Origin of the sequence: Rhizobium metallidurans, from assembly GCF_014196505.1 — a bacterium.
Classification (GTDB): domain Bacteria; phylum Pseudomonadota; class Alphaproteobacteria; order Rhizobiales; family Rhizobiaceae; genus Rhizobium; species Rhizobium metallidurans.
In genome coordinates this window covers 418675-433812 of sequence record NZ_JACIDW010000001.1, presented here as the reverse complement: position 1 = coordinate 433812, position 15138 = coordinate 418675, and the positions used below count along the sequence as shown (strand labels likewise).

The 15138-nt window shown below is 60.4% G+C and carries 11 protein-coding genes; 1 reads left to right on the top strand and 10 read right to left on the bottom strand.

Annotated elements, in window-relative coordinates; genetic code table 11:
• Positions 1–41 precede the first annotated feature (41 nt).
• The 7 genes from GGQ67_RS01960 to GGQ67_RS01930 all read right to left on the bottom strand — a co-directional run bounded on the left by GGQ67_RS01960 (position 42) and on the right by GGQ67_RS01930 (position 8540).
• The gene (locus tag GGQ67_RS01960) at positions 42–1538 is read right to left on the bottom strand and encodes a lipopolysaccharide biosynthesis protein (protein ID WP_183898491.1); all 1497 of its coding nucleotides are present in this window, start codon (positions 1536–1538) and stop codon (positions 42–44) included.
• Between the two features lie 83 nt (positions 1539–1621).
• The gene (locus tag GGQ67_RS01955; protein ID WP_183898490.1) at positions 1622–1774 is read right to left on the bottom strand and encodes a hypothetical protein; all 153 of its coding nucleotides are present in this window, start codon (positions 1772–1774) and stop codon (positions 1622–1624) included.
• Between the two features lie 24 nt (positions 1775–1798).
• Positions 1799–2866 (bottom strand): polysaccharide pyruvyl transferase family protein, encoded by a 1068-nt coding sequence (locus GGQ67_RS01950; protein ID WP_183898489.1) that lies wholly within the window; start codon positions 2864–2866, stop codon positions 1799–1801.
• A gap of 70 nt (positions 2867–2936) precedes the next feature.
• Entirely contained in the window at positions 2937–3683 is a 747-nt protein-coding gene (locus GGQ67_RS01945; RefSeq protein ID WP_246400096.1) for a TylF/MycF family methyltransferase, read from the bottom strand.
• Between the two features lie 127 nt (positions 3684–3810).
• On the bottom strand, positions 3811–5652 hold the full coding sequence (locus GGQ67_RS01940; protein ID WP_183898487.1) for a N,N-dimethylformamidase beta subunit family domain-containing protein: 1842 nt from the start codon (positions 5650–5652) through the stop codon (positions 3811–3813).
• Between the two features lie 394 nt (positions 5653–6046).
• A complete protein-coding gene (locus GGQ67_RS01935; RefSeq protein WP_246400065.1) occupies positions 6047–7294 on the bottom strand; it encodes an O-antigen ligase family protein in 1248 nt (415 codons plus the stop codon).
• A gap of 304 nt (positions 7295–7598) precedes the next feature.
• On the bottom strand, positions 7599–8540 hold the full coding sequence (locus GGQ67_RS01930) for a glycosyltransferase (protein WP_183898485.1): 942 nt from the start codon (positions 8538–8540) through the stop codon (positions 7599–7601).
• Positions 8541–8830: 290 nt separating this feature from the next.
• Here GGQ67_RS01930 and GGQ67_RS01925 point away from each other — a divergent pair, with 290 nt between their 5' ends.
• Positions 8831–9889 carry a DNA topoisomerase IB gene (locus GGQ67_RS01925; protein WP_183898484.1) on the top strand — a complete coding sequence of 353 codons (1059 nt, stop codon included), beginning with the start codon at positions 8831–8833 and terminating at the stop codon, positions 9887–9889.
• A gap of 39 nt (positions 9890–9928) precedes the next feature.
• On the opposite strand, the gene treZ is transcribed toward GGQ67_RS01925, so the two are convergent.
• The 3 genes from treZ to GGQ67_RS01910 form a co-directional block, all read right to left on the bottom strand.
• Positions 9929–11698 (bottom strand): malto-oligosyltrehalose trehalohydrolase, encoded by a 1770-nt coding sequence (gene treZ / locus GGQ67_RS01920; RefSeq protein ID WP_183898483.1) that lies wholly within the window; start codon positions 11696–11698, stop codon positions 9929–9931.
• 100 nt (positions 11699–11798) lie between these two features.
• Positions 11799–14285 carry a malto-oligosyltrehalose synthase gene (treY, locus tag GGQ67_RS01915; protein ID WP_183898482.1) on the bottom strand — a complete coding sequence of 829 codons (2487 nt, stop codon included), beginning with the start codon at positions 14283–14285 and terminating at the stop codon, positions 11799–11801.
• Positions 14286–14341: 56 nt separating this feature from the next.
• Positions 14342–15124, bottom strand: a complete 783-nt coding sequence (locus GGQ67_RS01910) for an endonuclease/exonuclease/phosphatase family protein (protein ID WP_183898861.1) — start codon at positions 15122–15124, stop codon at positions 14342–14344.
• Positions 15125–15138 lie beyond the last annotated feature (14 nt).

Genomic DNA, 15138 nt, shown 5'->3' with positions numbered 1-15138 from the left:
TTGGGTCGGCGCCATGGCGGCCGCCAGTGTTCGAAACGCGATCAAGGATCTGCAAGTCGCTCACGATAGATCGCGGATACTCCCCGGCGAACGAACTGGAGCAAATCCAACGCCTCGCGTTCGGGGCCCGCGGGCTTTCCGCTTACCAGCCAAAGCACGAGGCTCGCGCCGCAATAGCTGATGCCGCCGATCAGTACCATGATCGTCAGCTGCAGGCCCTCCGGCTCGCTGTTGATCATGAGGCCGACGCTCCAGACGCAGCCGGCCATGAAGAGTGTTGCAACGCTCGCACGCCAGCCGGCGAGAAGCTGAGCCCTCACCGAAACGCCGATTAGACGCCTGGCCAGGAAGACATACATCATGATGCCGATAGCCGCGCTGATGCACCGTGCGAACAGAAGACCACTCAGCCCACCCAGGAGCAAGCCGGCGAAAATCAGGGGAAGGCGGATGAAGATGAAAGTGAGGTCAAGCTGGAACAGAGACCTGGTGCAACCGAGGCCCATGGCCAAGGGGGTCACCGGCAGTTTGAAGGCGGTGGTGGCCAAGACCACGCCCAACACCTGAGCCACCAGCGCGGCCGATGACCATGCGGGGCCAAGGACCATGTCGATGAAGGGTCTGGCGACCAGCGCGAAGCCGACACCCATCGGCAACGCTGCCGCGGCAAGCAGGCTCTGGGATCGAAGGAATGCATGCCGCAGGCGTTCGGGATCGTCCTGAAGTCGCGCGAAGGCTGGGAAGAGCACGCCCGAGATCGGCGCGGTCGATTCACGCACCGGCAGCGAGGCTAATCTGTCGCCTACCGTATACTGGCCCAGGGGGCCGGCGCCCAGCATGTCGCCAAGCGCGAGCTGGTCGGCGCGCCAATTGATCTCATTGAGGCCGGAGCTCAGAGCCGCCCACCCGGAAAACGAGAACAGATTTCTCCAGTGAGCAAATGAAATGCGCGGCAGATAAGGGAGGAGAACATACGACATCACCACACCGACCACCTGCGATGCGAGCGTGCTAATCACGAGCGCCCAATAACTGCGGAAAGCCAAGGCGATGGCGACGGCGACGACCACGCCAACCACTTTGTTGATCAGGTCGATGAATATCTCCTGGTGAAAGGAAAGGCGCCGCCGGAAGTCCACGAGCCGGGGGTTTGCAAGGCCGCCGACGAGTGCTCCGCCTGCAAGCGCGAAAAATATGCTGGTGAGCCGGTCGTCGTGATACATCCACGCGGCGGGATAACCTGCGATGACCAGCACGATGGCGATCCCCGCCGCACGCAGGGCGTTCAGCGTCCATGCCGTATCATAATGCTCCCGCTGCGGGTTCTTGTGCTGGATGAGGGCCGAACTAAGCGAAAGCTCGGTGACAGCCGCAACGATCGAAAGGACGATGGTCGCAAGCGTCACCAGGCCGAAATCGACGGGCGTCAGCAGCCGAGCCAGCACCAGCATGCTGACCACACCGAGGAGATTAGAGACAACACGTCCGCCGGCGGTCCAGATTGCTCCGACACTCAACTGTTTGCGTACACCTTCCAACGTCGTCTCCTCGCGTCATGCCTGCGGTACTGATGCGGTGTGGTTCTAAAGACTGATATTCATCAGCCGGTGGTGCCCGGCCATCACTTGCCCGCGGTGTGATGCGAGCAAGAGATCTTTGCATCGCGGCACTGACGGCAATGGCAAAAGCCCTGGGCCAGGCAGCTGCCGATCGGATCGGCCGCAGCTCCACAGAAGAGCTGACGAATGCTGATCTGGCTCGTCGCAATAGCCATGCCAGCCGCCTCTCAACCAGCTCGCTAAATCGGGGCCCTTCGCGCGATGGAACGCGCGATTTCAAGCGCCTCCTCATGTGTATCGGCCCAGTGCACGGTGCTGTGGTTTTGACTTGTGTACTCGTAAACAGCGCGATTCTTGCCGAAGCGGTCAGGCAGCAGCACGCTATGTTGCGAACGCAGCGTGCAGAGAATATGCGGGTGCATGCGGTCGGTAACCAGCACCTTACCCGTGTCGAGCCTGTGGTTGCCGCTCGCCAGCATGTAGCGCGAGAAGCGATCGTAGCTGCCGGCGATCTGCCTGTTGGCGATCGAACGGAGCGCCGGCGCCAGCTTGCGGACACGGGAAAAAAAGCGCCCCGGAAACATGACCCGCATGCCGGCGGGATCATGGTGGGTCCAGTCGAACACCTCGACCCCGCTCGGCGCTGACGATCCGACGCCCTCGATATCGTCGCGGGCGAGCCAGATGACATCATGCTCAGGCGCGCTGAGCCTCTGCTGCTGCAGCAGCAGCAGCGCCGAATCGTGGACCGTCTCCACACGGACGTTATCCGGGAATACGCTGCGTGCCGAAGCCGCGCTGACCGGATCCCTGGCCAGAAGCACCACATCGCGATGATTTCCGAAGATCGTTCTCGCCTCAAGGCGATCCTCGTCATCGACGAACAGCATGGTCGAGGGCAACGAGACGAGGCGGTTATTGGGGCACGCCTCGGCGACGATGCGCTTGATCTCCGCGTGCCGCGGCCATAGGCGCGAGACCGTGACTCCGCCCGAAAACAGTATCACGCCGTCCCCGACAGCCCGCATCATTTCCTGAAGATCGAAGTTGAGCCCATGCGCGGTGTAGGCGATGGAGGCGTTGCGCTGCTTCAGATAATCCATGGCGGCCACCCACATCATATGGTTGCCGACATTGAAGTCGAACGGGAACTGCAAAATCGCTACCGGCTGGGATTCAGGTATGTATCGGTCAAGACACGCCCGAATCGCTTGCCTCTGCAGCTCCAGTTGCGCCGCGTCTTCCGTCGAAAGCGCCTGACCGGTCACGTGACCATGATCTTGATTATATACTGCAGCGGCTGGCATCGATTCTCGAGTCCTTGCTGTATCTCATGCTGGCGGTTCCGTCTGAAACGTGTTGCAGGACGGAGAAGGTTCAGCGCGTTCGGGTCACAAGCAGGTGTCCGGCCGAGGTGTCGAAGGTCAGTCCTTCCCGTCCGACGCGAGAGAAGTAGTCGTCTGTCGCCTTTCGGCATCCGGACCAATCCGAATAGGCGCGAAGTGCAACGGCGCCGCCGACGATGACATGAGGCATGATCCGCTCCAGGCAGGCGGTAACGGGCTCGTACCAATCCACATCGATATTGGCCAAAGCGACCGGCTCGGCGACTGCAACCGTGTCTTGCGCCTTGCCTTTTATGAGCTGGACGTTGTTGGCTCCGACGGCATAACCAAACCTGGCGAAGTTGTTTGTCACCGTCGCCATCAGGTCTTCATCGTAGAGATAGTATTGGTCGCCGCCGAGACCGACAGCGTCGCCAGCCGCAATCTCAGCGTACCGGGCTCTCATGTCTTCCCCGTCGTGTTCCGACGGCGGGGGGAGCATCGCGAACAGGTCGTATACGCGCATCGGGCGCAGCGGCGCCTTGGCCGAACACATCAGGATTGCCGAACCGCCGCGCGCGCACCCTGTTTCAATGATCAGCGCTCCGCTCGGGGCGGTTCGACGCACGACTTCGAGCAACTGGTGAAGCTGGCGATCGGTCGTGTAGGAAAGATTTTCGTCGCGTACCCTCGACCAAGTCTGTCGAACGGCCTTGGGGTATGCGCTTCGACGGGCGCGTTCCGAAAGCGCTCCAATGCGCCAACGCGCCGCATGCGCCACCCTACTTATTGCTTCCATCACGCCCGATCTCCCTGCAACAGCGCCGGTCCCGGCGAGGTCTTGCTCAATGCTGCATTCTACGACCATCTTCGGTTCTCACTTGCGTACTTACAACGTTGACAGGCAACTCAGCGATTCATCAAAACTAGGTAAGCCAGGAAGAGGGGGTCTGCGGTCTTGCACCCATCTCTGAAAAAACATTGACCGTCATCTGCTGCGCCCGTCTATCCGCGCTGGGCAGGTTCCTTATGGGAACGACGACGACCAGAGACAGCAAGCGCTTTATCCAGTTCTTTACTTTCCTCCGCCAACTGAACCGTGGAGGTTGGAAGGTCCAATCGTTGTCCAGGCCCCACACCCATTGAATCGATCCAGTCGAAAACACCAGCGCTCCACTCGCCGCTCTATAGTAGGCAGCATTGGAGATATTCGGATTTGTGCCACCCGGCAGTGGCGCCAGAACTTCGTTGGCACGCGTAGGCGATTTCGAAAGGATGACGAGACCGGAAGGCGTTTCCTTGTTGTCTTGAACCGCATCCCATTCGTATCCGACCAGTCCTTTCAGCCTGTCGCCGTTTCTTAGACCTGTGCCCGCATAGATCGGGTCAGCGGCATTGGAAACGATGAAATCAAACCCCTCATAGACGCTGTCTTGTTCGGACACATAGGCAACCCCTAGCAATGCATTCTCCGGTCTATTGACCTCCTCGGAACGAAACCGCGTCGTCGACGCACGCGGATCTACATCAGCCATCGGATCGAGCGGTGGGCCGGCGCCAATACCCGACGAATCCTTGTACACGGTCACAACCCGGTTCGCCTGCCCCTGGCTTGAGCTGTCGAACCGGACTTGCCAATAAGCAGTATTGGCAGAGTAAAAGGCGAGGTGAATGCCGCCATCGCGCGACAAATCAAGTCTATCTCGTTGCTCTCCGGACCAATACTCGTCATGTCCGACCGAAAGAAATATTCCGTGCGAAAATAGTTGTAAAGTATTTCCGTGAACATCGATATTCGAATAATAGGATATGTCGTATCCTTGAGACTCCAACCAGCGGACCATATTATACTCCCAAGTGAGCATATTATTACAATTAAATCCGTCAGTATTGCTGAATCCGAGGTGCGTGGCGCTATATGGCCGATCAAAACTTACCTGATATGCTCTTGTGTTATCGGCACTATTGACATCATAAACGCTAAAGCCACCGAACGCATTATAGGCTTGCGCGGTCGTTACCGCGTCCTGGAAGCCTATGTCGCTGGGGTGATTGTCTTTGCGCAAAACAAACGGGACGAGCGACTGCTTGCCGCTTCTGCAATCGGTCAACTTGATAACATACAGTCCGCTTGTCCAAGCCGCGGATGTCCGCAGCTCATAGGACACGTCCCAAAGGCATTCGACAAGGCGCGTGTCCTTATTGGTCATCACGGGGCTCGCCTGGGTCAATCCGTCCAGACCGAGCGCGCTGGCCATAAGCCTGCCGCCGGCGCCACCGTAATAGCCAAGGCGATATACCTCGAGATTATATTGTCCAGCCGCAGACAGGGAAACCTTTACGTTCAAACCGTCTCCGGCATTGATACTCGTGGCATCCGCAAAGGCCTCGATCTCGTGGTTTGTCGCCAGATTTGTAATCTTCCAATCCGTTGTGCCCGCATTCAGGTTTTCGATCACAATCGAGTTGCGGGCGTTGATGCCGACCTCATTACTGCTGACGCTGTTGAGGCCTTCGGTCGTGGATAGCTCCGCCAGAGCGCGGATCTGGCTGCCAAGAAGATCCGACGATAGACTGATGCGAGCGCTTGTCTCTCCGGCAATATTCGCCCAGGAACCGTCGATCTTTTGCTGCCAACGGTAAGTCGATGCGTTGTCAAGACTTTGCCCGCGGTCATTAAAGACACCCGCGGTCAGCACATTTCCAACGGTTGCACTGCCCCTAAGGATAACATGGTAGTTCTGTTCTTCGGTCGACGAAGTCGGCATCTCTTGTGCGCTACTCTCTACACTACCATGCATACGCGTAGAACTTTCGAAATAGCAAAATAAAACCAGTGCCCTGCAAGACCTTCGACAAAATTTATGGACGCTCTCAAAGTCTCCGTCAACGACCGACTGGTCTTGCCGACGCCACCTTTCGGCTGCGTGGCGAGGGCAGCCACTGCCCGTTTGACGGGGATGACAGGCGGCACATTCTCCATTTGGGGAGGCTGCGACATAATGACTTTAAATCGTGAGCGACCTGCGGCCCGCAACAACGGCGTATCAATACACCGCGATATACACATCTTGTTGCCAACGTTACTTTGGCGGAATTGATTTCTAATCCCATGGCCGACGGACTGGCAGCAAGGCGCCGAAAGCCAGGGACCTTCCGACATCAAGAAGAGGCTCGGGTCGGGCGGCGACCGCCGTGGGGCGCGCGCGTTCGCAAAGATCGCCCCGCAGGCTTGCCGGCATGCTCCGTGTCCAGCAGCCAGACGCCGCAACCCACGAGGAAGAAGAACCAGGAGTATATCGCGGCCCAGAAATGGACGGTCGAGCCGACGATAACGAAAGTGGCGATGCAGATCAGATAGCCTCTCCTGTAGGGCTCAAGAGCTGGCGCGACATCCCGTTTGCGAGCCAAGGCGGTCCAGATTGACAGAATGGAAACGAAGAGGATTATGAGCGACGGCAAACCGTAGCGCATCGCGGTCAGCAGCCAGAAATTGTCGACCGTGGTGCTTACCATCCACGGGGGGCGGACCCAGTCGGCCTGCCCGATGCCAAGCAGTGGATTGTTCATGACGGAAGCCGACCCGTAATCCCAGATGAGAAGACGATACCAACCAGTCTGTCGATCGAATGTGAAGTGTGAAATGTAGAACTGCACCGGGGTCTGGTTGGATCCGAACTCGACGACCAGGTAGCTTACAAGCGCAATCGCCCAAAGCAGCTTCCACTGCCACCAGAACCGCCCCAGCGCCATGCACCAGATCAGCAGAGCCGCCTGCAAGGCGACGCCGGCGATCGGCGCGGAGGAGAGAGACAAAAATGTCGTCGCGACGAGCAGGCTTACGGAAAGCCAGCGCCCGAAAATCAGTCGCTTCGAAACATCCACCGAACCCGCCAATGCGACGAGACTGCCGCAGAACACGCCGAAAAGAATGGAGTGGCTGAATGGGCCTTGCACGCGATACACGCCCATACGCGGCGGCATTGGCGCCAATTCGACAGTGGGAAACACTTTGCCAAACAGTTCCAACAGGATCGCGCGGCCGGTCATCCACTCATAGAGGGCGAAGGGAAGCAGAAGCGCGATGAGCTTGACGGCAAACGCCACCATGTTGCTGAAATCCTCGGCGCTACGAATATAACATCGCGCCAGCAGATAGGCTCCCATCCCATCGATGAAGTATGACGCGCTCGGCTGCAGCGCAGCCGGGATGCCAGCGGCGGCGGTGAGGGCAACGGCGATCCAAACGCAATAGAGAAGCACGCCCAAATCGGCGGCGCGAACCGGACCTGCCTTTCCTGTGAGCCAGGACGCCAGCGATGGCATCAGCGTCATTATCAGCACGATGCGGTAGACCGGCAGGTTGACGCCCGCCAATGGCACTACCCATGGAATGATGAGGCCGATCATAAAGAACTTCACCGCTGGATGAAGGTCTGCCTTTGACTGTTGCGCGCGCTCAGAGGGCACCGCTCTAGGGCGTCGTCGCGATCCAAAGTTTGCAGTGTCGTCCCGCTCCGCCTGTTCCTCCAGCTTGCCGCCGATTTCCTGTACGCTGGAGATCCCGCGCCTAGACATGAAGCGGCCCGCCCGCGCGCAGCGCCGTGGCTTCAGTCCGGTCTCGCTCCAGCACCCCGGGCGAGCCGGAAAGGCGATCGTGAAGCCAGAGCGAAACCGCAGGAGTGCATGGTCGGCGATCAGCCCGTCTCATCCATCAGCTCCTGAGCAGCATGAAATCGGCACCTTTCAGCAGCGGCCGTAAGGAACTCGAGAAGGCTGCGCGGTGTGACGGATTGCGCCAGCAGCGCAGCGCCTCGCCGGTGGCAACGGCGGCGCGGAACACCAACGTCGCAAGAGTGCCGTGGCGCAAGGCATAGTAGCGGATCCGGTTTGCGGTCTGTAGCGCGAAAAGCTTGGGATTTCGACCGCTGCCTCCACCAGCGTGCATGACCTTGGCACGCGGCTCGTAGAGAACACCGAACCCGGCCTCCCGCACGCGCCGGAGAAAATCGACTTCCTCGCTATACAGAAAGAAGGACTCGTCCCATTGACCGGCTGCCTTGCGGGCCTTTGCCGATACGAGGAGTGCCGAACCCGTCGCCCAGTCGACCAGACCGGACCTATCATAGGAACTGGCTTTGGTTATCGTCTCACCCAAGCCGAGTCGACCCGCGATGCCACCACCCAAAAGCGCGTCTGCCCAGGCCGTCGTCATCGACGGTTCGCGCCTTAGGCTTGGATCGACATGCCCCTCTTCGCTGTAGTTCGTGGGCACAACGACACCCACGGACGGGTCGGAAAGCCGTTCGAGCAGCGGCATTGCCGCATCGGGATAGAGACGCAAATCAGGATTGAGGACGAGAATGGCGCGATCGTCGTCCACGGTGGCAACGGCGGCGTTGATTGCCGCGGCATAACCCGCATTGCGCCCCATGCGGATCACTCTCGGGCGGACGGGATGCGCTTCAGCCAACTCTGCCGATCCGTCATGAGAGGCGTTGTCCGCGATCACGATCTCGAAAGCGTCCACCCCTTCCAAGCCGGAGGGTATCGAATCGAGCAGCGGAAGCAGAGCGTCGGCACTGTTGAACGTCACGATCACCACAGCCAAACTGGTCTGGCCGTCTTGCCGATCTCGTTGTGTTTTGCCTGACATGTGTCTCTTCCTTGCCTCATCCATTGTCATGTGGCGACGTCCGCTCTCGTATCCCCTGCCATCCGAGGGTCCAGCCGTCACACGCGGTGCTCGTTTTTATTTAGTCACCACGAGCGGCAGGAAGGTAGTTAAACAAAAGTACAATTCGGGCGTAAGGCTTAGCTTGACTTTGCGCGCTATGCTGCGCAGCAACGGGCCTGCTCCATACGGTCCAGGCGCGCTGGCGGTATTTAGCCAAGCCTTTGAAGTTGCGATGGGAACTGAATCCCTGGTCGTGGTGTTTCTGCGACATGGATCAAGCAATCAACCAAACGGATGTCAGCGCAGCTGCGGTTATGTCGTCTCGACTGGTTTACACCACGGATATCGAGAGTGGCATCACGCGCAAGGCGGGGAAAATTGGCTTCCTCTACTACGCGCCCGATGGGCGCAGGATCACGGACAGCTTGGAAGTTTCACGGCTGAATGCGCTGGCCATCCCGCCGGCCTATACCGACGTTCGCATATCTCCCAATCCTCTGTCCCATCTGCAGGCGATCGGTATCGATGCGCGCGGACGCCGGCAGTATCGTTATCATCCTGAATGGCACTCGGAACGCGCGCGCGCGAAGTTCGACCAGTTGCTGGCCTTCGGCGAACGCCTGCCCGACATACGCGCGCGTGTCGATGCCGATCTGCGCGTGCGTGCGCCGACGATGGACAAGGCATTGGCCACCATCGTCTGGATGCTCGACAACCTCTACATCCGCATCGGCAATGCCGCATACGCGGAGGATAACGGCTCCTTCGGCCTGACGACGCTGCGCCGAAGGCATGTCAAGACAGACGGTTCGCAAGTGAAATTCCGCTTCAAGGGAAAATCCGGCAAGGAATGGAATCTGGTTCACACGGATCGACGCATCGCGCGCGTCGTCCGCAGCCTGCAGGAACTTCCGGGGCAGCAATTGTTCCAGTATGTGTGCGAGGACGGTAGCCGCCGGCAAATATCCTCCCAGGACGTCAACGCATATATCCGCGACGTATCCGGGGACGAGTTCAGCTCCCGCCAGTTTCGAACCTGGGGCGCGACCTGCGCGGCCGTTACCGCTCTGACGCCTCTGGAACTCGCCGCCACCGAGGCCGCGATCGCGCGGCAAATGAATGAAGTGATCGATGCGGTTGCCGCCATGCTGGTCAACACACGCGCGGTCTGCCGCTCGTCCTACATCCATCCCGCCGTGTTCGACGAGTTCAAGGCCGGCAGATTGGGCCAGTTGCTGCACACGAGACCAACGCGGAGCAAGCGTTTGTTGAAGTGGATGGATGCGGAAGAAGCCCGTGTGCTGGGGTGGCTGAAAGCGGTGTCCTGAATGGTCGCGTTTTCGGGCCGATGGTCTGGGCGTTGCATGTTAGTCGTGACTGACGCTCCAGAAGACCGACCATGGCGGCAGGTTTCCACCGGATGAAGAACCCAGGCTGAATAACATCCCGGTGTCGTCCATCAAGGTATCGATTGCAACCGTCTCGTTCCCGAGGTTCGCCCGCAGGCGTAGCTGGCCGCCGGTGGCCAGCGGCCAGTTGACGGCGACCGATGTGAAGCCGGAAGGGGCGGTGATTTCGCCGCGGCGCATCCCGGTCAGCAGCGGAACGATCTTCTGGTGGCGGATGGCGAGTAGAGCGGCGTGGAAATCATGCATGGCGGCGGCGGCCGGCGCGTTCATGCTCGACCAGTCGAGCTTGGCCATCTCGAATGTCGATGGCGCGGTCGGGTCGAGAAGGTCGTCGGCATCGAAGCCCGGCAATCGCGACAGCTCTTCGCGGCGTCCCTTTCGCACCATCTCGTTCAGCTCGTCATTGAGATCGCAGAAATAGGGGAACGCATCCCGCGCGCCCCATTCCTCGCCCATGAACAACATCGGTATCTGCGGCGCCAGGAGATAGACGGCCGCCATCGCCTTCATGATGTGAACAGGCTGCGCGGCGATGACCCGGTCTCCCATCGCCCGGTTGCCGATCTGATCGTGGTTCTGGATGAAGGAGACGAAAGCCGTCGGTGGCAAGTCGCGCGTGGTCTTGCCTCTGCTGTCGCCGCGATAGGGCATGTGCTGGCCCTGAAACACAAATCCTTCGGCGAGCGACCGCGCCATCGCTTCGCTATCCTCGGCGAAGTCGGCGTAATAGCCGAAGCGCTCGCAGGTGGCGGCGACATGCAGCGTGTGGTGGATGTCGTCGTTCCATTGGGCCGTGAACAGGGCGGCTTTGCCGTCGCTCGCGCGCTTCAGGAGATCGCTGTCGTTTTCCTCGTTCTCGACGATCAGGTGAACATGGCGATCGCCAGTTGCCGCGCGAACGCGCCGTGCAAGCTCCAGAAGGAGATGCTCTTCGCTGCTGTCCTTGATGGCATGAACGGCGTCCAGCCGCAGCCCGTCCAGCCTGAAGGCCGTGACGCAATGGATGGCGTTCTGGATAACGAACTCGCGTATCGGCCGCACCGTCGCGCCATCGTAGTCGATACCCTTTCCCCACGGCGTCTTGTGCCGGTCAGTGAAGAGCGGCGCATAGAGAGGCAGGTAATTGCCGTCGGGGCCAAAGTGGTTGTAGACGACGTCCAGGAAGATCGAGATCTCGCGCTCGTGCGCCGCATCGACCAGCGCCATCAGGTGCTCCGACCTGCCATAGCTGCTGTCGGGCGCATAGGGCAGCACGCCGTCGTAACCCCAGCCATAACGTCCCGGAAAATCGGCAACCGGCATCAGCTGGATCGCCGTCACGCCCAGCCGCGCGAGGTGATCGAGACGCCCGATTGCCGCGAGGAAGGTGCCCTCCTCGGTGAAGGTGCCGACGTGCAGCTCGTAGAGCACGGTCTCTTCCCACCGGCGCCCAAGCCAGGCTTCGGTTTTCCATCGATAACGCGCGAGATCGACAACTTCACTGAAACCGTGCACGTCATGCGGCTGAAAGAGTGATGCCGGATCGGGGACGTGCAACCCATCTGGGAGAACAAATCGGTAGGACGTGCCGGCACCGGCGCCGGCAACCTCGAGTTCGTGCCATCCATCCTCGCCTTGATGCATCGGCTGCGGCTCATGACCGTCCAGCTTCAACGAGACGCTGTCGACAAGAGGAGCCCACAGTCGGAAGGTGACGCCTCTGTCGGAGATGATGGGTCCGAATTTCATATCAGTCACACGAGGCCTTTCGGTAAAATCGGATCGGCAGCCCAACGTAGTCGCCGCGCAAAAGTTCGCGTCGTTGCGATCATGATTGGTCACGACGGCGTCATAGGTGCCGCCCGGCGGGTCCGTCGTTCTGCAGCAGCGCGACCGGTCGCGTCCCCAGCAGCTGCATCACGGGAACCGACGCCGCGGTGTCGATGGGCCTTTGCGTCAGGAGATCGCGTTTCGGACCGCGCAGCTCCGGAGGCAGCATGACTGCGGTGTCGCCCCAGAATTCGGGGCCTGCATAGAGCTTGCCCAGCTCCAGCTGCCCCAGCATCATGCGCGGTGTCACCGTCACCGTGAAGGCATCGTCCAGTCGTCGGCCGAAGGCGACGACATGGTTGCTGCGGCTTCCCGTGACCGATAGCGGCAGGTAATCACCATTGGCGAACAGAGCAGGCAGGCGTTTGCGCAGATTAAGGCCAATGCCGATCATGCGCTGCTTCAGGGCTGGAACGGTCAGCTCCGAGATCGTCTCTCGCGTTGCCAGCATGCGGGCCAGCGCCTTGGTGTCGATCGGGCGCCGGTTGTCGGGATCGACGAGACTGAAGTCGCAGGCTTCCGATCCTTGATAGATGTCGGGCACGCCGGGCGCCGTCAGCTTGATCAGTGTCTGCGACAGGCTGTTCAGATATCCGGCGGCCGCCACAGGCCGGAGCGCTTCGGCGAAATCCTCGTGGAAGGTCAGGCTGGCGGAGGCGGTCAGCGCCGCCGCATAGTTTCTGACCGCCGTCTCATAGTGCTCATGCGGCGCGTTCCAGTTTGTCACTAGCTTGGCTTCCCGTACCGCCTTTTCAGCATAGGCGACGAAGCGATCCGTCAGGCCTGCTGCGGCGCCGTCGCGAAACTCCTCGAGCCATATGCCCGCAAGCGCCTGATAGAGCATCCATTCGACATTCGCGTCGGGCGTCAGGCCCGCCGGCAGCTCGGTCAGGTGGTTGCGGTTCATGTCTCGCCAGCGCTCGACGCCGAGCCGCCACACATCAGGCTCCTCGCTCAGCGCGTAGAGGCGGGCGCGGGCATCTTCGCCGCGCTTGGTGTCGTGGGTGGAGGTGGCCGACAGCCCGTGCGGCTGAAGCTTTGCCCTTTGCTGCATCAACGCGTGAAACGCATCGACACCGCCCGGCGAACGGTCGGGCTCGCCGCCGACCTCGTTAGCGCCAAGCAGGAGATTGTGGCGGTAAAACAGCGTGTCTTCCATGGCCTTGGCCATGATGGGCCCGCTAAGCTGCTGGAAGCGCCGCTGGAACTCCTCGGCGCGGGCGCCGCCATCGAAAAGCCCCGCCACGGCTTGCAGCGCATCGCTGTCTCCGGTCTGCCTTGCCGCTTGATAAACGGCCGCCTCGATGAGCCGGCGATCGCTGTCGGACAATTTTCCCTCGCGGCCATAGGTGCGGTAGAAGGGAAACGCGACGAGCAATTCCCTGATCGCCGCGCCAAGCCGCTTTTCGTCGGTATCAGCCAGAAGCGAATGCGCGATTGCCACCAGTCGGCGCGTCTCGCCTTCGAAGTTGCGGTCGATCATCAGCAGCTTGGCCTCGCGCAGGCCAGCCGCGAAATCGGCGGCATCCGGCGAGAGACTGGCATAGGCATCACCAAGCTGCCGCATGCCATCGGGATCGATAAAGAGATTGCTCAGCGCCGAGATGAACTCGTAACCGGTCGTGCCCTCGATCGGCCAGTCGGCGGGCAGTGCATCGCCATGCCCGACAATCTTCTCCGCAACGATATAGATATCGGAGCCAACGGCCGCGCGCAGGCGATCGAGATAGCCCGCGGGATCGGCGAGACCGTCTATATGATCGAGCCGCAGCCCCTGCACATAGCCGGCGCGGATCAGGTCGAGCACGAGCGCATGGCTGTCGGCAAACACCTGCTCGTCCTCGACACGCAGCCCGACAAGTCCTGTGACCTCGAAAAAACGCCGGTAGCTGAGTGTCTTGGCCGCATCCTGCCAGAACGTCAGCCGCCAGGATTGCTGATCGTGGATGCTCGATATCAGCGACCGATCCTTCAGATCCCCGGATATCTGGTCGGTGCTTCGCGGATTGAGCGGCAGCCGGGTCTCGAAATAGGCAAGCGACCATTCCTGGGTACGCGGATCGCGCTGCAACTCGAACTCATTGTCGGCGAGAGCGTCTTCGAAGGTCTTTCCCAGTATCGGCAGCGTCAGCCGCTGGCTCCAGTCGATATCGAAATGGCCTGCGTATTTGCTGTCCGCGCCGAATTTAAGGACATCCGCCCACCAGGCGTTTTCCGTCGAGGCGGCCATGTGGTTCGGCACGATATCGAGGATCAGGCCAAGGCAGCCCTCCTTCAGCGCAGCGCTCAGTCGCTCGAAGCCGTCGCGGCCACCGATCGCGGGATCGATCTCGTTGCAGTCGGTGACGTCGTACCCATGCGTTGATCCGGAGGTGGCGGTGAAGATCGGGGAGGCATAAAGATGGCTGACGCCGAGCGATTTCAGATAGGGGATGAAATCGATGGCGGTGTCGAATGTCATGCCATCTCGAAACTGCAACCTGTAGGTCGATGTCGGTATCGTCATGTGCCGCCTCTGGTGGGATCGCGACACAGCAACAGCGCCAGCGCGTCTTTTGTTCCTCAATTTCCGCCAGCGTCATCGCGAAGCGGCAATCTCAGCGTGATCAGCAATGGCAGATGATCGGAGGCGCGCCTCGCCAGCGGCGTGGCGATGACGTCGGCGGCGCTTACCGTCAGGTCGTCGGACAAAAACACGTGGTCGATCCGCAGCAACGGAAAACGCGATGGAAAGGTTGGCCTCGGCCGTCGCGTCCCGCGCAACTGCGCGTCGCGGAACCGGCCGGCCAGCATCCTGTAGGCCGGCGATGATGGCCACGCGTTGAGGTCGCCGCAGACGAGTGATGGTGCCGTGTTAAAATCCGGGCTCCCGATCCACTCGTCCGAGAGCAGTGTCTGCACCTGCCTGACGCGGTCGATATTGCGCAGGCCGAGATGGGTGTTGAGGACATTGAGCTTGCGTCCACCGATGTCCACCTGCGTCCAGATCGCGCCACGCGTCTCACCGATCGAGGGCAGGGGGCCGGCCTTCATCAGCTGTGTGGGAAAGGCGGTCAGGATCGCGTCTCCATACTTCTCCTCCCGCACATGAAGCGCCGGGTGAAAATGGGCCTCCATCTTCAAAAGCGTCGCGATCAAGTGCGCCTGATCGATGCCGCCGGTTCGCTTGCGCCCGACATCGAGCTCCTGAAGCGCGATGATGTCGGCGCCGGATTGGGCGATCAAATCGGCGATCCTGCCGGGATCGAGATGCCGGTCGGTGCCGATGCAGCTGTGCACATTGTAGGTGAGGACTTTCAGTTCCCAGTCTTCAGGTTCGTGCGAAGTGTCTGTCGATGCGCTCATCGACAGGGAACCCG